Consider the following 17,949-nt stretch of genomic DNA (forward strand, 5'->3'; position numbering starts at 1 on the left):
ATGATCATTTCAGCAGATATTTCCAGTAAGCTCGCGGTTGATTCCAAAAGTATCGATGATTTGCATGCGATGGCTAGGCATAAGCCTGATGAGGCTCTGCAGAAGGTTGCTCAGCAATTTGAAGCATTATTCACGCATATGCTACTCAAGAGTATGCGTGAAGCTACGCCTAAAGATGGGCTATTCGATAGCCAGCAAACTCAGTTTTTTACGCAAATGTATGACCAGCAATTGGCTCAGCATATTTCGACCAAAGGAATCGGGATTGCTGATTTAATGGTACAGCAGTTGAGCCGAACCAATCAACGCAGCGAACCCCAGACTTCGATCAGCCAAACTGATGCTATCTTGTCTTCGATTCATGCAGCGTCAATGGCGAACAAGCAGGGGCATCCGAATGATCGAGCAGAACAGCTATGGTCAGCTGCTAATCGTGATGGTCATAAGGTTGTACCGGCAGAAAGAGCCAATTCCTCGGCGGAGCCATTTGCTCAACCAGTTCAATCAGAGTCATCGTTGAGAAAGCAGCCCAATTCTTCAGTAAATTTCTTCGATAAACTGTTACCTCATGCAAAAATCACCTCTGAGGCAACAGGAATTCCTCCTCATTTCATGCTGGCCCAGGCTGCGCTTGAAAGTGGTTGGGGCAAGCATGAGATTCGTCGAGCTGATAACAGCCCAAGCTACAATCTGTTTGGAATCAAGGCTGGTGCAAGTTGGAAGGGAGATACCGTTGAAAAGGTGACTACCGAATATATCAATGGTGCGCCTCAGAAAGTCGTGGAAAAATTCCGTGCTTATAAATCGTATGCTGAAGGATTCAACGACTACGCCAGATTACTTTCAGACAATCCCCGTTATGCAAAAGTCCTGAATTCAACCGATGCGACCTCATTCGCACATGGTTTGCAACGTGCTGGATACGCAACGGATCCGCAGTATGCCGAAAAATTGATACGAATACTGAAGAGCGAATCGTTGCAGAATCGGGGGGTAATTTAATGTTAAAAACTCATTAATTCTTTTGTAGATTTGCCGATATAAATTATAACCTTTTAATATTAATCATTTAATTTAATAATATGGGAAATAGTATTCTTGACATTGGAGTGACGGGTTTATTAACTGCACAAAGTCAGTTGCAGACAACCAGCCATAACATCAGTAATGCGAGCACACCAGGATATAACCGGCAGCGGGTGGTCGTCGAGTCAAATTTTGCTCAATCCACAACGGCTGGATTTATCGGGCGAGGCGTGCATACATCGACGGTGCAGCGTATTTATAGCCAATTTTTGGTGAGTCAGTCATTGCAGGTTCAAACGCAAAGCCAGTCGCTTGCGAGTAATTACACTGAAATAAAGCAGTTGGATAATATGTTTGCCGAGCCGACCTCCGGTCTTTCGCCAACATTGCAGAAATTTTTTAGCGCCGTCCAGGATGTCATCAGTAATCCCTCGGTGACGCCATCTCGTCAAGCGCTGCTGAGTGGTGCTGAAGCATTGGTATCACGGTTTCAAGATATGGATCAGCGTATCTCTCAAATCAGGGATGGCGTAGATTCACAAATTACCAGCAGCATTGATGAAATCAATTCGTTATCCAGCCAAATTGCTGAAGTCAATCAGCAGATTTTGATGGTGGAAGGGGCTGCTGGCGGGCAGCCGGCCAATGATATGCTGGATCAGCGCGATGAGTTGATTAGCCAATTGAGTCAATTGATCAATATAGACGTCGTACGGCAAAGTGATGGCAGACTGAATGTGTTTGCGGGAAGTAGCGTTGCCCTGGTCGTCGGATCGCAAGCCACGTCATTGCAAGCAATTCCAAACCCCGATGACCCAAGCATGCTGACGGTTGGGATTAAGAGCGGAGACCGTACGATTCGGTTACCAGAAAGCCATATTACAGGTGGAACATTGGGCGGTATTTTATCTTTCCGAAGCGTTACGCTGGATAGTGTCCAAAACGGACTGGGAAGAATTGCATTAACGCTGGCGCAAACATTCAATGAACAACACCAAGCAGGGATGGATTTGAATGGCGATATGGGGGAAGAGTTTTTCTCTGTTTCATCGCCGAAAGTGGTTTCTGCATTGAGCAACGATCCTGCATCCACTGTCACTGCTGAGATTACCGATGTCAAGGCATTGACCACGAGTAACTACCGTTTTTCATATGATGGTACAAATTACACGCTGACGAGGTTATCCGATAACAGTTCAGTGAGTACTGCAGCTACACCCACAAATGCTGCTCCATTGACGATGGATGGTGTCTCGATCACGGCTGCAACGATCAATGCTAACGAACGGTTTTTAATTCAACCCACGGCGAATGGCGCCAGAGATATCGAAGTCAATATCAAAGACACGACTAAAATTGCCGCGGCTGGGCCCAATCGCACGAGCGCTGCTGTGTCGAATACCGGAACCGGTACGATTAGCGCAGGAACTGTCGATTCTTTACCATTGGATCCTAATCTTCAACAACCGTTGACCATTACCTTTCATACACCTTACGACGGACAATTCGATGTCGCTGGAACGGGCGCCGGATTACCTGCTACTAATCAGGTATATACTGCCGGGGCTGATATTAGCTTCAATGGTTTTACTGTTCAAATCGACGGGAATCCAGCAGGGGGGGATGTTTTCACCATCAACCCGAATAACAGCGGTTCTTCCGATAACCGCAATATGCTGTTGCTGGGTGAACTGCAAACCACAAATGTCCTGGAGAATGATTCTGCATCGTTTCAGTCGGCGTATGCGCAAGTCGTTAGTCAAATCGGAAACAAGACTCGGGAACTGGAGGTGACAAGTAAAGCTCAGGCTAACCTACTTGCACAAACCAAAGAGTCGATACAGTCCATATCCGGCGTAAATTTGGATGAAGAAGCTGCAAACTTGTTGCGCTATCAACAAGCCTTTCAGGCCTCAAGCAAGATTATCGAAATAAGTAATACTTTGTTTGACTCAATTCTTCGAATTGGTTAGACGTAACGGGAGAATCTAACATGCGTCTCAGCTCGAATACAATTTATGAAGTAGGAACCAATTTGATGCTTCAGCAACAGGAAGCATTGATTAAAACTCAACAACAATTATCAACCGGGAAACGTATTGTAACACCCTCGGACGATCCGATTGCTGCGGCTCAGGCGTTGAATATTACACAGGCAGCCTCGTTGAATGAGCAATATGCTGTTAATCGGAAAAGCGCCGGTAGTTCTCTAATGCTAGAGGAAAACGTATTAAAAGAAATCACTTCGGTATTGCAGAATGTGCATCAAACCGTTGTGAGTGCAGGCAATGCCTCTTATTCTGACGCTGATAGGAAGGCTCGTGCCACGGAATTACGCAGTCAATTAGATTCTCTGGTGACCTTGGCTAATTCTACCGACGATAAAGGACAATTTCTGTTTTCTGGGTATCAAGCCAGCACTAAACCATTTGTCCAGACGGGATTGAATATTCAATATGCAGGTGACCAAGGACAGCGTCTGACGCAAGTGTCATCGTCTCGTCAACTAGCTATCAGTGACGCAGGAGCGGAGGTTTTTGAGCGGATTAAGAGCGGGAATGGTGTTTTCCAAACGGCTGCAGATCCTCTCAATACCGGAACCGGTATCATCGATATCGGATCGGTGATCGATCCGGTCAGTCTTACAGGCGATGAGTATGAAATAAATTTTACGGTAACCAATGGTGTAACCACGTTTGATGTTGTGAATACTACAACGGGAACCTCGGTTTCCGCAGGTAATTCCTATACGAATAACCACGCCATCAGTTTTGATGGTGTGCAACTGAATATCAAAGGAAACCCCGTGGATGGAGATAAGTTTACGGTATCTCCCAGTAATAATCAGAGTATTTTTGAGACGGTGTCGAAGGCCATTACCGCCTTAGAAACACCCTCGAGTGGTCAGCCAGGAAATACTCGGCTGACTAATGTTTTGGGAGCATCATTGCAAGATGTCGAAAACGACTTAGAACATGTACTTTCCAAGCAGACTGCCATAGGTGCCCGGTTGCAAGAAATTGATACGCTTGATAGCGTGGGAAGCGATCAGGATATTCAGTTTCAGCAATCACTAGCTGAATTGCAGGGAGTTGATTTTGCAAAAGCCATTTCTGATCTGCAACGTCAACAACTGTATCTGCAAGCCGCACAGCAATCCTATGTGAAAATTTCCGGCTTGACCTTATTCAACTTTATCTGATGATTTAAAAATCATCAGATAAGGTAACAGCGCAGTGAAGGACAATTATTTTTTTAAATGATTGATTGCTTGATACCCGATGTCCCGGCGGATGTGATAATCCTTAAAATGAATGTTCTCGATGAGCTTATAGGCATTTTGTTGAGCGATCTTGATGTTCTCACCCAACGCTGTTGCACATAATACCCGGCCTCCCGCAGTGACGAATTCTTTGTCTTCTAAACCGCCCATGCGGGTGCCGGAATGAAAAACATGAAAATCATGAGTATCTTTTTGCTGAGATATCAATTCAAATAATCCATGGATGGTGTCATCCTTCCTCGGATTATCAGGATAGCCACGAGCCGCCATCACCACACCCAAAGCGGTGCGTCGATCCCATTCGATATCAATAGAATCCAAAGCGCCATTCACAGCGTGATCGATTAATTCAAAGAGATCGCTCTTCAATCGCAGCATGATCGGTTGAGTTTCTGGATCTCCAAGCCGGCAATTGAATTCCAATACCTTTGCCTGATTATCGGGGGTGATCATTAATCCGGCATACAGGAAACCGGTGTAATTCATTCCATCCTGCTTCATTCCAGCTACCACAGGATAAATGATGTCTCGTAGGATTCTTGCATGTAAATCCGGGGAGACGAATGGTGCTGGCGAATAGGCGCCCATTCCGCCTGTGTTTGGTCCCAGATCTCCATCATTCAGACGCTTGTGATCCTGGCTGGTGGCTAAAGGCAAGATGCTACGGCCATCGGTCATGACAATGAAACTGACTTCAGTGCCCTGCAGAAATTCTTCGATGATGATCTCATTGCCGGCGGTACCGAGATGTCCTTCAACAAGGATGGCATTGACCGCTGTGTGAGCTTGCTCATGGGTTTGAGCAACCACCACGCCTTTTCCTGCCGCAAGACCATCTGCTTTGATGACCAGAGGAATAGCGCTGTGGTCTATATATTGGTGAGCAAGGACAGGATCGGTAAAACTGGCATAATCAGCAGTAGGGATCTGATGGCGGCGCATGAAGTCTTTGGCAAAAAGCTTGGACGTTTCAAGTTGCGCTGCTTGTTGAGTCGGACCGAAAATTCTTAGTCCAGCCGCATGAAAGGCGTCCACGATACCTTCTGCCAATGGAATTTCAGGGCCGACGATGGTGATTGTGACATGCTCTTTTTTGGCAAATTCGATTAAGTCAGGAATCGATGTAAGGGACACATTCTCGAGTCCAGGCTCATGTGCAGTTCCGGCATTACCTGGCGCGACAAATACTTTATGTACATGTGGCGATAGACTCAATTTCCATGCCAGCGCATGTTCTCTGCCACCGCTGCCTATTACCAGCAATTGTATATTGTTCGAAGCGATCATTTAGTGCCTGAAATGACGGATACCGGTAAAAACCATCGCAATGTTTTGTTCATTTGCCGCTTCGATCACTTCGTTATCCCGGATGCTGCCGCCGGGCTGGATCACGGCTGTGGCGCCTGCTTGAACGATCACATCCAATCCATCGCGAAATGGGAAAAATGCATCGGATGCCACAACCGAACCCGCAAGTGATAAGTTTGCTTGCTGCGCCTTGATGGCTGCGATGCGAGCGCTGTCGACACGACTCATCTGGCCGGCGCCGATACCCACGGTTTGACCATCACGGCAAAAGACGATGGCATTGGATTTGACGAATTTCGCAGCCCGCCATGCAAACAGCAGATCATCCATTTGTTGGCGAGTTGGTGCAATCTTGGTTACGACGCTGAGATCCGCTGCTGAAATATTGATGTTATCCGGTGTCTGAACAAGCAGGCCTCCACCGATGCGTTTCAGATCATAGCTGTGATGTTCGTTTTGCAGTGGCACCGTTAACACGCGAATATTGATTTTTTGAGAAAAAATATGCTGTGCCTCGGATGTGATTTCGGGGGCGATAACGACTTCAACGAATTGTTTGAGAATGGCCTCGGCAATCTCTTTATCAACCGTTCGGTTGAAGGCAATGATGCCGCCAAAAGCTGAAGCCGGGTCAGTGGAAAACGCCAGCTGATAGGCGCGAAAAGGTGTTTCTGCCGTGGCTATTCCGCATGGATTGGCATGCTTGACGATCACGCAGGCCGGTTGGTCGAAGGTTTTGACGCATTCCCACGCCGCATCGGTGTCGGCAATGTTGTTATATGATAATTCCTTGCCCTGTAATTGCCGGTAGTTTGCCAGACTGCCGGGAGTGACCGATTCATCACGGTAAAATGCCGCTTTCTGATGCGGATTTTCTCCATAGCGAAGGTGCTGGACAAGGCTGAAATTGAGATTAAGTGAATCGGGGAAATCTTTGCGTTGCTGATGGTCATCGATCGACGTCAGATAATTGCTGATAGCGCTGTCATAGGAGGCGGTATGGGTAAACGCTTTTTGCGCCAATTTAAAACGAGTGCTTACATGAGTTGTTCCGTTATGTTCTTCTAATTCTTTACAGAGCAATGAATAGTCTTCAGGATCGGTGATGACGGTGACTTTCTGGTAATTTTTTGCGGCTGCACGAACCATGGTGGGGCCGCCGATATCAATATTCTCGATTGCTTCAGTCAGGTCGCAATTCTGTTTCGCGATGGTCTCCCGGAAGGGATACAGATTAACGATGACCAATTCAATATTTGGAATAGAGGTTTGCTGCATCGTTTCCTGATGATCTGCTGAATCACCGCGTGCAAGTATTCCTGCATGAATTTTGGGGTGTAGCGTTTTAACCCGCCCATCGAGCATTTCAGGAAAACCGGTATAGTCGCTGACTTCGATGACCGGGATTTGATGTTGTTGCAGTAATTGGGCCGTACCACCGGTTGAAATGAGCGTGATTCCCCGTTGGGCCAGTTGATGTGCTAAATCAATAATGCCGGTTTTGTCAGAAACACTGATCAGGGCGTATTGGATAGTCATTTAATTTGATGTTGTTTCATTTTTTGTCGCAATGTATTTCGATTGATTCCCAGCAATTCTGCTGCTTTGGTCTGATTGCCGTTGGTATGCTGCATGACGATTTCGATTAATGGCCGTTCGACGCTATTGATGACCATGCCGTACATATTTCCTGGCTTTTCTCCATCCAGATCATTGAGATAACCACCGATAGCTTTACGGATACAAGTTGAAATCTCATTTTCCTTCATTGCATTCATGAACTAACGCCTCCCCGTCATTGATGTAACTCAATCTTTGATTTTTCTCCGCTAATCTTGAGAAGAAGTTATTGGTTTCAATAACTTGTTGCTCAGATGTCTGCAATTGGTTCATCGCGTGGCGAAAGCTCGCAGAACCCACTAAGCCTTTGGTGTACCAGGAAATGTGCTTGCGAGCGATGCGAACACCTGAATATTCACCATAGAATTCATATAAATCATGGAGATGATTTGTGAGCACCCGGTGTATTTCCGTGACTTCAGGCGCTGATAAATGCTGGCCAGTGGCGAGGTAGTGATCTATCTCGCGAAAAATCCACGGACGGCCTTGAGCAGCTCGGCCTATCATAATGGCGTCAGCCTGGGTATATGCAAGAATATGTCGTGCTTTTTCAGGCGTGGTGATATCGCCGTTTGCAATGATCGGAATCTTGCTGACTGCTTTCACAGCCGCAATCGTGTCATATTCGGCTTCGCCCAGATAAGCGCAAGCACGGGTACGGCCATGAATGGCCAACGCTTGAATGCCGGAATTTTCTGCAATGCGGGCGATCGATAAGGCATTCTTGTGCTGTTTATCCCAACCAGTGCGAATCTTGAGGGTCACGGGAATGTCAACGGCTTTTACGACAGTGTCAAGAATTTTGCTCACCAATTTTTCATTCTGCAATAACGCGGAACCAGCCATGACATTGCAGACTTTTTTTGCCGGGCAACCCATATTGATATCGATAATTTGAGCGCCCTGTTCCATATTGTAGCGTGCGGCGGCTGCCAGCATGTCCGGATCTGCGCCGGCAATTTGAACGGAAATGGGTGAAACTTCACCGTCGTGATTTGCTCTGCGTTGAGTTTTTTTTGAACCCCAGAGCAGGGAATTGCTGGACACCATTTCGGATACCGCCATGCCGGCTCCCATCAGCTTGCATAATTGCCGGAAGGGACGATCGGTAACCCCTGCCATTGGAGCAACGATCAGTCTATTTTTTAGAACCTGAGAGCCAATTTGCATAAAACGTCTATCAACTGATCTGGTGATGATGAGTGATTACTTTTAAATTCAATGATTTTTTGAGAAATCTGGACTGAGGTAGAAAGCGATCAAGAAATCGTGCCACATCCCTAGAGGGGTAATTATAACTTTTGTTAAGCCAGTTGGGGGGGAAACTCTTGCGTGAAATTATCCTCTCGCTCCAAATATCATGCGACGTGACACAAATCGTTTGAGAGGAGGGAGGCAATCTAATGTGCTTAGGCCAAATCCACAGGCTTGTTGAAGTAGGGTATTTTTATTGCTGAACAGTTTGACCAGAGAATCAGTAAAGAATCGACCAGCATTACTATCCATCTGCCTTTTTTGTTGATATCGGGACAGCATGGTGGAGGTGCCGATCTCGCTTCCGGCGGCGTAAGAGTGAATGATTTCATTGCTCAGTTCGTATGCATCCCTGAGTCCTAGATTAAATCCTTGTCCGGCTACGGGATGCAATGTTTGGGCAGCGTTGCCAATCAAAGCAACTCTGTGGGTGGTGATTGGCTTTGCAAATTTGAGCGTGAGAGGAAATGCGGAGCGCTTGCCTGCACTTCTGAATTTTCCAAGCCGGTCGCCGAAATGATGCTGCAAGCGCGACAGGAAATTCTCATCATTGAGTTGAATGATTTCTTCAGCAATTTCAGGAGCCACCGTCCAAACGAGTGCAAAATCCTGCTGATTGGGAAGTAACGCGACCGGCCCATCACTGGTAAAGCGTTCATAGGCTATGCCGGTTTGTTTTTTTTCGGCCTGGATGTTGGCAACGACAGCCCATTGTTGATAATCATGGGTTTGATACATGATTTCCGGGAGTTGTTTGGCAAGCTGACCGCCATCTGCCAGCACCAGTAATTGGGCGCTGACCTTTTTTTCTTCATTTTGATGGTTAAAGAATACAGTACCGCAATCTTCGGAAGTCTCCAGCTTGGTAACAGCCGCGCCGGCAAGATAATGAGTATCTCTGACCGTCAAATTTTTGTGCATCGCATGAAAAAGATCATGATAGTTCACCACAAAGCCTAACGCCGGAACACCGGCATCCTGGGTGGTGATGGTCGTTTTGCCGAAGTTGCCGCGGTTTGAAATATGAATCGTGGTGATGGGGGTATGCTGCGCAAGCTGGTTCCATGCACCCAGACGATGCAAAATCAAATGACTTCCATGCGATAACGCTAATGGGCGAGGATCATCGACTTTTTCCGGTATTTCTCGAGCTTCGAGTAACAAGCTGGAAACACCTGAGCCTTGAAGCGCGAGCGAAAGCGCCATTCCTACTGGCCCGCCGCCAATGATGATGATGTCATACTGATCAGAGGTCATGCTGTTCTGATTTTCTTGCATTAAATTGTTCGCATCGAAAGATGGTTGATTTTCTCATTGCTCAATCATCATAACGATGATGTGGCGGTATCGGCTGCTTGTCTGATTGGATTTTGCTCAAGCATAGCATACCGGTTGCGGGCAGGGAACGAGCCAGACTATAAATCTGTCATGATAGGCTGTAGAGAAGGTGGCATAATGATGCACCTTTATTTTTGATCAGCAGATATTTAATGATGTGGAAAAAGCGAGTGTATTGTTGGGACGTATGATGAGAGTATTGAGTAAGCAATTAATACGATTTGGACTGCCGTTTTGGATGCTTGTAGCCGCCAACGCGTGGTCGATGCAAGTTGATAGTGAGCTGGCCAAGGCGGCGGAAAAGGGGAATGTCGTTCTGGTGAAACAAATTCTCGACACTAAAGCTGTTGATCGAGAAACTTTAAATGCTGCATTCTGGGCAGCGATAAAAAAGGGCAATCCCGCCATCGTCGAGCGGTTTCTTCAAGCGGGAGCGAATGTTAATTTTAAAGCCGAAAATGGATTCACGCCCTTAATGCAAGCTGCGCGGGATGGTCGGGATCAAGTGGTGGAGATGCTGCTAGCAACTCAGGCTGATGTCAATGCGGTGTCTGAGGAACACGATACGGCGTTAATCTTGGCTGCTGAAAAGGATCGGAGGAAAGTCCTGCCGTTATTGTTAGCTGCGCATGCCGATGTGAATGCCAAAAGAAATAACGGTATGACAGCGCTAACATTGGCAGCTCAGGAGGGTTACCAGCACATCATTCAAATCCTTGTCAAAGCCAATGCGGATGTGAATTATCAATTGGAAAATGGAGCCACCGCATTGATGCTGGCTGCTCAGCATGGTCACCTGGCTGCGGTACACTCATTAATTGCAGCTAAGGCAGATCCCAATCTCAAAGCGAGTAATGGAGTGACAGCAATGATGCTGGCAAATCTGTACAGACATCGAGAAATCATCGATACACTGAAAAAAGCAGGGGCTAAGTAATCGCTGATGCCCATCGTTTGCGGACTTGGCACAAAGTTACATTAATTAGTGAAGGAAATTACCATGAATGCATATACTGCTGTATTACTTGCAGCCACATTATCATTACTCACCGCCTGTGGCGGTGAGTCGCCGAGTGATAAGTCAGAAGCCAATCACTCATCCACAGCCAAAGGTGAAATCACTAAGATGGGAGAAATTCCATCTCTCTTGAGCGAAGGATTGACACCCGAAGAGCAAGCCGAACTGAAGGATCAGATTTTGCCGTCAGGCGTGGTCGATAGTAAGGTTGCAGAAGAAAAATTCAAGAAATTGCTCGAGGATGCAAAAGCCGGCGATCCTGCTGCGCAGAATGGCTTGGGTGTCATGTATTATACCGGTGAAGCCATCTCAAAAAGCCCTTCTGGCCAAGTATTGAAAAATGATCCCGAAATGGCCGCAGGTTGGTTTTTCCGTGCAGCGGAGCAGGGTTTCGCAGACGCCCAGTTCAACTTGGGACTCATGTATGTTAATGGGGAAGGGGTTGAAAAAAATATGAAGCATGCCGTTGAGTTATTCAAGAAAGCCGCTGAACAGGGACATATCGATGCGCAAAATAATCTGGGTGCGATGTATTTTACCGGCGAGGGTGTGGAACGCGATACCAAGAAAGCGATAAGTTGGTTTGAAAAAGCTGCAGCCCAGGGAAATGCGGATGCAAAAGCTAACTTGGAAGCAATCAAAGCATCTGAAAAATAGCAGATTGCTTGAGATGTAATGCCAAAAAAGATTGAGAATGAATCGATCTGCTCAATGGCTTCGGGGCGCCGTGTGCCCATCGTAAGGGTTGCCGGGCAAACTGCGCATGCCGACCACCAGGCCTTCCTTGTGGGGTGTAGCCACCGTGACCTTGACACCGAATTCATACGGTTGGCGGATTTTTCCCTTCGATATGCATTCCACGTTCTGGAACGTGCAGACTGTAGAGCTTGTTCCTGTCTTTGGGCTTGGTTCCAGCAGTCGTTTGACGCGTTCGAGGATACTGGTCGCTTTGATGGCCTGAATTCATCCTGGCCATCTAGTTTGCGATCGATGACGCGCCAGACTCGCCCAACCAGGGTGCGCAAGGATTTCAGTGCACCCTTCTGAAAAAAGTTACCCGTCGAAGGGTGTTTATCCTTAGGTCTCATCAGAATCTCACCAGAATTTGCAAGAAATACTCTGCAATTGTCTCATTTCGGCAAGCTTCAATCTAACAATTAACAAAACACAGTTATCTAATCACGATGTTAGGTGTTATTCAGGACAGACTACTTCCTTGCGGTATCCCAGGTTGTGACCAGAATTGGCACCGATAGTGATTGATGATGGTTTGATGAAAATCAGTTTCTCCTTGCGCCCATCGCTTTGCCCAATATTCACTCTTGTAAAATCACGTAAATTTTTATTTCAATGTAATTCTGGGTTTGCTTGTAAGCGACTGGAAAATTTTTAGCTCTTTTTCTACAATTGAGCTAGGAATAATCCCTTTAAACCGGTCATTGCCGGTCAAGAGGGCGCAATATCCCTATGTTTACGTGATTACTAGGCGTTCGGCAAAGAGTCTAGGCAGTCTTTTCAAGTTATACGCCATAGCCAATAATATATGCACATGCATGTGCTAAGGCCAGACCACGGTAACGCAGCGTTTTGGCATTGAACCAACGTGCCTGGCCGCCGAAGGTGCGCTCTACGACATAGCGAGCTTTCGCAATGAGACTGTTGCGTTGCAGCTGCCGTCGCGTCAATGGGCCATTCTTTGCAGCCTTATCCTGAATGCCGTTTTTAACTTGCAATTCCCCGTGGTCTTGCCACGGAGAGCATTATAGTTTGTGTTTTTGAAGTCAGCGTAGCGCGCCGTTTTTGGTTTTCTGCGCCGTAATACCCCGCGGTCTTGCCGCGGGGATAGGTGCAGGGCGTGCGGAGCAAATTTATTCATATTGTTTTAAAATACAATTGTATCACTCGAGCCATCGCTCTGGGGTTATTGCCGTGCAATAATGGAATGGACGCCCACTACCCTAAACGGCATCAAAGTGCCAAAGTAATGGTGCAATAAAGCCCACTAAACAAGAGAGGAGCGTCCGACATGAAGATTACAACGATAGGCATTGATTTAGCAAAAGAAGTGTTTCAGATTCACGGTGTGGATGTGCAGGGCAAGGCTGTGCTACGCAAGCAGTTGCGCCGAAGTGAGATGGCAAAATTCTTTGCTAACCTCGAACCCTGTTTGATCGGCATGGAAGCCTGTGGTAGTGCACATCATTGGGCTAGGAAACTGGAGCTTTATGGTCACAGGGTGAAGCTCATGGCACCACAATTCGTCAAGCCATATGTCAAAACGAATAAAAATGACGTGGCAGATGCACAAGCCATCTGTGAAGCAGTAGGCCGGCCGACGATGCGTTTTGTCACCAAAAAGACCGTTGAGCAACAATCAATTCTGTCGGTACATAGAGCGAGGCAAGGTTTTGTGAAAGCTCGGACGGCGCAGGGAAATCAAATACGTGGCTTACTCGCTGAATTTGGCATTGTTTTACCCCATAGAATTTATACTATCACTGAGCGAATGCCGGACATACTAGAAGATGGTGAAAACGGCCTGACACAGATCATGCGGCAATTATTAGCACGCTTGACTGATCATCTCAAAGAGCTAGATAAGCAAGTCAATGAACTGGAAGTACAAATTCAGTGCTGGCATCAGGATAACGAAGTTAGTAGGAAGCTGGCAAAAATCCCTGGTCTTGGCCCTATTACCGCAAGTGCCATCGTAGCCACCATAGGTGACGCACGAGAGTTCAAGAATGGCAGGCAATTAGCGGCTTGGTTAGGCCTAGTCCCCAGGCAACACTCAAGCGGAGGTAAACAAGTCTTGCTCAGTATCAGCAAACGGGGTGATAGTTATTTGCGTACCTTGTTAATTCATGGTGCACGCGCCGTAATCCGATATGCCGATAACAAGGAAATATCTGACAACTGGCTTGGAAAAATATTGACCAGGCGCAATAAAAATATTGTGGCAGTCGCTTTGGCCAACAAAAATGCGCGTATTATTTGGTCACTCCTGACCAAAGGCACTTCATTTAAAGCTAACTTCGCACCAGCGTAACTGGTATCGGAATTTATTTGATTAACAATCTATAAAACAGACTGGTATTTTAAATAAGGACAATTTTTCACAGATTGCTAGGGCAATCATGACATGATGGCGAATCTGGTAAGACCGTAAATAGCTTACCTTAACGAGACCTGGCACTTCGAGTGCGCTGCAATGATCAGGGGCTATTTAGCGAATTCCATCAGGGATAGGAGAAACTTCTCCAACTATAATCCGAATGTATGGCTGCAATCTAAACCAATTCATCATCAACAATTGAATGCCTTGCAAATTGTGGGCGTCCATGTAAGGTCTCTCCTTGTGTGGATTGGCTACTGATCACCGATGTCCTCTATGGCCGCCATGGTGGTGGCCATGGCCTCCGCCAAAATGCCTGTGGCCGTGGTGACCGTGGTGACTGTGGCCGCCGCTCATGAAATGACGATGTCCATTCCCCAAATGAATATGCCCGCTCATGATTGGTTGCCGGTAGACGTAGCCAAAGTTGCCAAAATATGAAGGATAGCTTGTACCGTACACCGTTCTGCCAATATAGCCAGAGCTTCCATAATACGGCGTTGCAACGCATCCGCCAAGAAAAAGGCTGCCGATGACCATTGCATACACAAGAATTTTTTTTGTAGTCATGATGATTCTCCTCAATCGTTTCGTTAGCGAAATTAATGATGAGTTTTGGGATTCTCATCGTGTGCCTGTCATCGCAGCGGTTCGCGGACAGGCTCATGGTCGCTACTATGCAATCTCATGACTGAATGATGGCTGAATGCGAATGGAAACCCTCTGCTTCATTGTTTGGATGAGATCGGAGAGTCGTTGCTACGGGGGAGAATATGATTGGCGGTGTGATGGAGGAAAGTAATAATTGAGATGGGCAATGGCAGATTATAAGAGCAGTTTTTCACAAAATTTGATAGTTGTACCTAAGCGCTATTATTGGGAGCTATAACTGAATCTGGTGTTTGGGGAATTGAAAAATAGCGATGTATCTGGTTGATTAGTTGTTGCCATAGCACGGAACTGGTTTACTTTCGTAAGCGCATTGGTGCTGAAGGCGCAGACTTGATTTTTCAAATGAGCATTGGTCTGCATGGAGGCTTGGCGCAGGAAGATGCTATCCATGTGGATACGACGATCCAAGAAAAGAACATTACATACCCGCTTGCAATTAAGATCATCAATCGCCTGAACAAGATTGGCAAAGTGCATGGCGTTACACAACGGCGTACCTTCGTTAAGGAAGTCAAATCATTGCGGCTGGCGATCCGGCATTTGCGTTATGTGACCAAACGAGCGAAAGCCAAATGCGCCCTGAAGCGGCTTAGAACCATTGCTGGAATTTTGATGCGGGAGCTGAGGAGGCAATTGCCGCAACACTGTTTGTTCGAGTGCTACTAAAGGAATTTTGTCTTGTATGAACGGGTTTTAGCGCAACAACCGAAGGATACAACAAGATCTACTCGTTGCATGAACCGCAAGTGCACTGTGTGGCTAAGAGAAAAGATCACAAACAATACGAATATGGCAAGCATCGATAGCCAGTACCGCCAAAAGCAATTTGATCGTCGGCGTTGTCAGCCATGAACAAAACTTGCATGACAGTCATACGTTATCGGAAATATTGCGTCATGTGGAACAATCGCGCGGGAGAGCTGCCAAGCAAGCCGTATGCGATCGCGGTTACCGTGGCAAATGTGAAGTCAACGGTACGAGAATCGTTATGCCGGGGAAGCTGCTCAAACGAGATACGCTGCAAAGATTCACGTATATTAGCTGTAGCCATACTATCCGACCCTAGCCCTTATCTACCTCGGTGCTGCAGAACTCCTTACCTTCGCAGGATCAGGAAAACCTGTCGGTTCAGGATACATTATCAGAGTGCTTAACACGAGTCGTTATCTTCTCGCGCTTCCTCTTAGGGTACGGCTAATGGGACAACCGATTCTGTTCGTCTTTTTACGTCAGAACATTCAAGCAAGCGACTTTCCATGCCGCACGAAATTATTGACATCGATCAGTGCAATGGCGCGGTTCGCCATGATCAACCCAGTAAAATGACGTTGACATTTTTCTTGTTCAGGAATTTGAGCAGATAACGGTAAGTATCGCGATCAAAATGCGGATTGACGGATATTTCCTCCAATTCCCGATCATTCTGGACGGAACCCAGATAGCACCATTGATCAAAAACATGCACTTCTGCTTTGTGATTGTAAGGGTTATATTCCTTGATTCCGATACGTCCCTTAAATGGCCACGACAAAATCTTGTAATGACTTAATGCTGCTAATAGCCTTACATAATGAATTTCTGCCGGTTCACTACCGTCACATACGCCTCGGCAGCGCTTCAGTTGACGAGAAAAACATACCCCCGAGCCTTTTTCCAGTCCGAGGGCTTTATCGCATAGTCCATGCTCATCGGCCAGTTTGTTCAAGAGCTGCAATGCTTGACGCTTGGTTCGGAAAGTACCGAACACGTTTCCCACGTCGAGCTTCATATCACTCTCGTTAACCAGCGTAACCAATGGCCATCGATTTGGATCAGTGGATACTTGCCAAGCGCATAATTGTTTTTCGCGCCGGAGCTGCCGGTTATGAATCGGTTGATGATCCTTGATCAATTGAGATTCCAGCAGCAATGCGCCCAACTCTCCACTGGTTATTTGATATTCAATCCGCCTGACTTCTTGTGCGATGCGCATTTCTCTGGCGGAACGGTGGTCACTTTGAAAATGACTCAGCACGCGGGCTCGCAAAGAGATACTTTTTCCTACGTATAGCAAGGCACTGTCGCCATAAAACAAATAAACTCCGCAGGTATCCGGAATGGCGTGAATCTGGAGATAGTCCAAACCCGTCGGAATTGCTTGCTGCTTTAAAAGTAGCTGAGCCGTTTCTTGCACGGCAGACTCTCCCAATTCTTGGATGGCCGCATGGATAAACGCTGCCATCGTTTCGGTATCACCCATGGCCCGATGACGTTGTTCACACATCAGGTTGAATCTTTCAATAATGGCATCCAAACTATGGGATGGGTGCTGCGGATAGAGCTTTCGGGAAAGCTTGACGGTACACAGGAGTTTCTTTTGAAAAGAAATACCGATGCGCTTGAATTCATTCTTAAGAAAGCTATAATCAAACCGCACATTATGTGCGCACAGTACGGCGTCATTCAGCCAATCGAGCAGAATTTCACGAATTTCAGAAAACACCGGGGCAGTGCTCACCATCTCCGGTGTAATGCCGGTCAATCGCTGAATGAACGGTGGGATACTGACTTCGGGGTTGATCAGCGTATTCCAGCGTCCGACTTCAATGCCGTTCTCATACCGGATCAGGCCAATCTCAGTGATGCGATCTTGAGTTGGTGTAGCGCCGGTGGTTTCGAGATCGAGCAATACATAACAAGGCAGCAAGCTGCTCATTTGAATCGGCGGAATGACCCCGTTACGACCCCGAAAATTTCAAATTGCATATCTGGACGGATATAGATGGGCCGGTACGTACCGCTTGAATTGGCGGGCATGAGTCGTGGCATTTTATTTGCGCCATAATCGAAGATTTTGATCGTGAATTCTTGATTCACCACGGCCAAGACAATATCGCCGATGCTCGCGGTTTTGGATCGATCAACCACGACTTTATCACCGGGCAACAAACCTACATCAACCATTGACTGACCTTGGATGGTAACGAAGAAGGTGGTGTCATGATGATCGATCAAAAATTCACTGACATCCAGGTGTTGTTCAACATGATCATCTGCAGGACTGGGTAAGCCGGCTGCAACTTTGGTAGAGAACAGCGGCAGTTTGGGAGATTGCTGATTGATCACTGGGAGAAAAAATTCTTCCACGTTGGTAGATTCCATATTCAACTCCCTGTGTTGATAGGCGGCGAGAAATTCTTTGATGACCGGTGCTTGACTTGTCGGGATACGAACAACCGAAGTAGGTTCCTGGTACTTGCCTGTTCCTTTTTTGCGTCCGGCTCCCGGCGCATTTTTTCGGAGTGATGGTGGAGTTTTTGTTGGCATGAAATAATT

General features: G+C 46.7%; 17 protein-coding genes and 1 pseudogene. 7 read left to right on the forward strand and 11 right to left on the reverse strand.

Annotation, left to right across the window (positions count from 1 at the left end; translation table 11 throughout):
• The 3 genes from flgJ (at position 1) to flgL (ending at position 4,228) form a co-directional block, all read left to right on the forward strand.
• Positions 1 to 1,002: a flagellar assembly peptidoglycan hydrolase FlgJ gene (gene flgJ / locus ABF87_RS07670; RefSeq protein WP_160828550.1), complete on the forward strand. Its 1,002-nt coding sequence runs from the start codon at positions 1 to 3 to the stop codon at positions 1,000 to 1,002.
• Positions 1,003 to 1,082: 80 nt separating this feature from the next.
• Positions 1,083 to 2,999, forward strand: coding sequence for a flagellar hook-associated protein FlgK (gene flgK / locus ABF87_RS07675; RefSeq protein WP_160828551.1), 1,917 nt, complete (start codon positions 1,083 to 1,085; stop codon positions 2,997 to 2,999).
• Positions 3,000 to 3,019: 20 nt separating this feature from the next.
• Positions 3,020 to 4,228, forward strand: a complete 1,209-nt coding sequence (gene flgL, locus ABF87_RS07680) for a flagellar hook-associated protein FlgL (RefSeq protein WP_160828552.1) — start codon at positions 3,020 to 3,022, stop codon at positions 4,226 to 4,228.
• 45 nt (positions 4,229 to 4,273) lie between these two features.
• Here flgL and purD read toward each other — a convergent pair whose 3' ends face one another.
• From purD to ABF87_RS07705, 5 genes are all read right to left on the reverse strand, one after another.
• Entirely contained in the window at positions 4,274 to 5,578 is a 1,305-nt protein-coding gene (gene purD / locus ABF87_RS07685) for a phosphoribosylamine--glycine ligase (protein WP_160828587.1), read from the reverse strand.
• 18 nt (positions 5,579 to 5,596) lie between these two features.
• Positions 5,597 to 7,156, reverse strand: coding sequence for a bifunctional phosphoribosylaminoimidazolecarboxamide formyltransferase/IMP cyclohydrolase (purH, locus tag ABF87_RS07690; RefSeq protein ID WP_160828553.1), 1,560 nt, complete (start codon positions 7,154 to 7,156; stop codon positions 5,597 to 5,599).
• Positions 7,153 to 7,395: a helix-turn-helix domain-containing protein gene (locus ABF87_RS07695; RefSeq protein WP_160828554.1), complete on the reverse strand. Its 243-nt coding sequence runs from the start codon at positions 7,393 to 7,395 to the stop codon at positions 7,153 to 7,155. Before ABF87_RS07695 ends, purH begins: the two co-directional genes overlap by 4 nt.
• On the reverse strand, positions 7,373 to 8,407 hold the full coding sequence (gene dusB, locus ABF87_RS07700; RefSeq protein WP_160828555.1) for a tRNA dihydrouridine synthase DusB: 1,035 nt from the start codon (positions 8,405 to 8,407) through the stop codon (positions 7,373 to 7,375). The genes ABF87_RS07695 and dusB overlap by 23 nt, the downstream gene beginning before the upstream one ends.
• 168 nt (positions 8,408 to 8,575) lie before the next feature.
• Positions 8,576 to 9,748 (reverse strand): FAD-dependent monooxygenase, encoded by a 1,173-nt coding sequence (locus tag ABF87_RS07705; RefSeq protein WP_160828556.1) that lies wholly within the window; start codon positions 9,746 to 9,748, stop codon positions 8,576 to 8,578.
• Between the two features lie 238 nt (positions 9,749 to 9,986).
• Between ABF87_RS07705 and ABF87_RS07710 the strand changes: the two genes are divergently transcribed.
• Both ABF87_RS07710 and ABF87_RS07715 read left to right on the forward strand, forming a co-directional pair.
• Entirely contained in the window at positions 9,987 to 10,766 is a 780-nt protein-coding gene (locus ABF87_RS07710) for an ankyrin repeat domain-containing protein (protein ID WP_345789894.1), read from the forward strand.
• Between the two features lie 63 nt (positions 10,767 to 10,829).
• On the forward strand, positions 10,830 to 11,504 hold the full coding sequence (locus ABF87_RS07715; RefSeq protein WP_160828557.1) for a tetratricopeptide repeat protein: 675 nt from the start codon (positions 10,830 to 10,832) through the stop codon (positions 11,502 to 11,504).
• A 44-nt stretch (positions 11,505 to 11,548) separates the two neighbouring features.
• On the opposite strand, the pseudogene ABF87_RS14980 reads toward ABF87_RS07715, so the two are convergent.
• Both ABF87_RS14980 and ABF87_RS07730 read right to left on the reverse strand, forming a co-directional pair.
• Positions 11,549 to 11,881: pseudogene (locus ABF87_RS14980) on the reverse strand (IS5/IS1182 family transposase); the annotation flags it as partial.
• Between the two features lie 486 nt (positions 11,882 to 12,367).
• Positions 12,368 to 12,580 (reverse strand): transposase, encoded by a 213-nt coding sequence (locus ABF87_RS07730; RefSeq protein WP_160828559.1) that lies wholly within the window; start codon positions 12,578 to 12,580, stop codon positions 12,368 to 12,370.
• Between the two features lie 293 nt (positions 12,581 to 12,873).
• Here ABF87_RS07730 and ABF87_RS07735 point away from each other — a divergent pair, with 293 nt between their 5' ends.
• Positions 12,874 to 13,896 carry an IS110 family transposase gene (locus ABF87_RS07735; RefSeq protein WP_160828560.1) on the forward strand — a complete coding sequence of 341 codons (1,023 nt, stop codon included), beginning with the start codon at positions 12,874 to 12,876 and terminating at the stop codon, positions 13,894 to 13,896.
• 327 nt (positions 13,897 to 14,223) lie between these two features.
• Here ABF87_RS07735 and ABF87_RS14665 read toward each other — a convergent pair whose 3' ends face one another.
• Complete coding sequence (locus tag ABF87_RS14665; RefSeq protein WP_164503185.1) at positions 14,224 to 14,532, reverse strand: hypothetical protein; 309 nt, start codon at positions 14,530 to 14,532, stop codon at positions 14,224 to 14,226.
• Positions 14,533 to 14,976: 444 nt separating this feature from the next.
• Here ABF87_RS14665 and ABF87_RS14985 point away from each other — a divergent pair, with 444 nt between their 5' ends.
• Positions 14,977 to 15,300, forward strand: a complete 324-nt coding sequence (locus ABF87_RS14985; RefSeq protein ID WP_240143588.1) for a hypothetical protein — start codon at positions 14,977 to 14,979, stop codon at positions 15,298 to 15,300.
• Between the two features lie 211 nt (positions 15,301 to 15,511).
• On the opposite strand, the gene ABF87_RS14990 is transcribed toward ABF87_RS14985, so the two are convergent.
• From ABF87_RS14990 to umuD, 3 genes are all read right to left on the reverse strand, one after another.
• Positions 15,512 to 15,685, reverse strand: a complete 174-nt coding sequence (locus tag ABF87_RS14990; protein ID WP_240143589.1) for a hypothetical protein — start codon at positions 15,683 to 15,685, stop codon at positions 15,512 to 15,514.
• Between the two features lie 258 nt (positions 15,686 to 15,943).
• Positions 15,944 to 17,329 (reverse strand): exonuclease domain-containing protein, encoded by a 1,386-nt coding sequence (locus ABF87_RS07745; RefSeq protein ID WP_160828561.1) that lies wholly within the window; start codon positions 17,327 to 17,329, stop codon positions 15,944 to 15,946.
• Positions 17,326 to 17,940: a translesion error-prone DNA polymerase V autoproteolytic subunit gene (umuD, locus tag ABF87_RS07750; protein WP_160828562.1), complete on the reverse strand. Its 615-nt coding sequence runs from the start codon at positions 17,938 to 17,940 to the stop codon at positions 17,326 to 17,328. Before umuD ends, ABF87_RS07745 begins: the two co-directional genes overlap by 4 nt.
• Between the last annotated feature and the right edge of the window lie 9 nt (positions 17,941 to 17,949).

Source organism: Nitrosomonas sp. JL21 (assembly GCF_009833095.1).
Taxonomy (GTDB): domain Bacteria; phylum Pseudomonadota; class Gammaproteobacteria; order Burkholderiales; family Nitrosomonadaceae; genus Nitrosomonas.

What these genes read in the sequence shown, in the direction of transcription:
- flgJ (WP_160828550.1), top strand. Translation starts at nt 1, where the DNA reads ATGATCATTTCAGCAGATATTTCCAGTAAGCTCGCGGTTGATTCCAAA.
- flgK (WP_160828551.1), top strand. Translation starts at nt 1,083, where the DNA reads ATGGGAAATAGTATTCTTGACATTGGAGTGACGGGTTTATTAACTGCA.
- flgL (WP_160828552.1), top strand. Translation starts at nt 3,020, where the DNA reads ATGCGTCTCAGCTCGAATACAATTTATGAAGTAGGAACCAATTTGATG.
- purH (WP_160828553.1), bottom strand. Translation starts at nt 7,156, where the DNA reads ATGACTATCCAATACGCCCTGATCAGTGTTTCTGACAAAACCGGCATT.
- ABF87_RS07695 (WP_160828554.1), bottom strand. Translation starts at nt 7,395, where the DNA reads ATGAATGCAATGAAGGAAAATGAGATTTCAACTTGTATCCGTAAAGCT.
- dusB (WP_160828555.1), bottom strand. Translation starts at nt 8,407, where the DNA reads ATGCAAATTGGCTCTCAGGTTCTAAAAAATAGACTGATCGTTGCTCCA.
- ABF87_RS07705 (WP_160828556.1), bottom strand. Translation starts at nt 9,748, where the DNA reads ATGACCTCTGATCAGTATGACATCATCATCATTGGCGGCGGGCCAGTA.
- ABF87_RS07715 (WP_160828557.1), top strand. Translation starts at nt 10,830, where the DNA reads ATGAATGCATATACTGCTGTATTACTTGCAGCCACATTATCATTACTC.
- ABF87_RS07735 (WP_160828560.1), top strand. Translation starts at nt 12,874, where the DNA reads ATGAAGATTACAACGATAGGCATTGATTTAGCAAAAGAAGTGTTTCAG.
- ABF87_RS14665 (WP_164503185.1), bottom strand. Translation starts at nt 14,532, where the DNA reads ATGACTACAAAAAAAATTCTTGTGTATGCAATGGTCATCGGCAGCCTT.
- ABF87_RS14985 (WP_240143588.1), top strand. Translation starts at nt 14,977, where the DNA reads ATGAGCATTGGTCTGCATGGAGGCTTGGCGCAGGAAGATGCTATCCAT.
- ABF87_RS14990 (WP_240143589.1), bottom strand. Translation starts at nt 15,685, where the DNA reads ATGGCTACAGCTAATATACGTGAATCTTTGCAGCGTATCTCGTTTGAG.
- ABF87_RS07745 (WP_160828561.1), bottom strand. Translation starts at nt 17,329, where the DNA reads ATGAGCAGCTTGCTGCCTTGTTATGTATTGCTCGATCTCGAAACCACC.
- umuD (WP_160828562.1), bottom strand. Translation starts at nt 17,940, where the DNA reads ATGCCAACAAAAACTCCACCATCACTCCGAAAAAATGCGCCGGGAGCC.